Annotated in this window: 1 protein-coding gene; it reads left to right on the plus strand. The window is 44.1% G+C overall.

Features of this window, described 5'->3' with window-relative positions:
* A partial coding sequence (locus tag D8791_RS10395; RefSeq protein WP_185760594.1) for a mucin-binding protein occupies positions 1-821 on the plus strand: 821 nt, incomplete at both ends.

Raw genomic sequence — 821 nt, forward strand, 5'->3', positions numbered from 1 at the left:
TGGACCTAAGTGGACAGATGATAAGATCAAGTCAGCTCAACAAGAAGCTGTGAAAGAATTGAGCCGTACGATCAAGTACGTATACGAAGATGGTAAAGAAGCAGCACCAAGCTTCACAGACAGCGCTAAATTCACGCGTATTCTGAAGATCAACGTCGTAACGAAAGCGATCGTAGAAAAAGGCCCATGGACATCACAAGATGACGTGATCAAGGGACAAACTTCACCAGACATCAAGGGTTACGTAGCAGACAAAGCAAGCGTAGCAGATGTGAAGGTTACAGCAGATTCAGCGAAACCAGCAGATGAAGTCGTAACGTACAAGAAGGCTGATCAAAAAGCAACCATCACCTTCGTAGACCAAGCTAAGAAAGAATTGGCTAAGATCTCAGAAGGCGGTAAGTCAGGCGAACCAATTAGCCGTGACCAATACCTTGCGAAGTTGAAAGAATTGACTAACCAAGGTTACAAGGTTGTGAACGATGAGTTCAAGGATCCACAAAACTTTGATGATGATGCAAGCAAGGACCAAAACTTCACTGTTCAATTGGAAGAAGGCGTAGTACCATTCAATCCAAATAATCCACCGAAACCAAACGATCCAATGGATCCTAAGAATCCGGATGGACCTAAGTGGACAGATGATAAGATCAAGTCAGCTCAACAAGAAGCTGTGAAAGAATTGAGCCGTACGATCAAGTACGTATACGAAGATGGTAAAGAAGCAGCACCAAGCTTCACAGACAGCGCTAAATTCACGCGTATTCTGAAGATCAACGTCGTAACGAAAGCGATCGTAGAAAAAGGCCCATGGACATCAC

The sequence above is a fragment of the Streptococcus cristatus genome, from assembly GCF_003943515.1.
Lineage (GTDB): Bacteria > Bacillota > Bacilli > Lactobacillales > Streptococcaceae > Streptococcus > Streptococcus cristatus_D.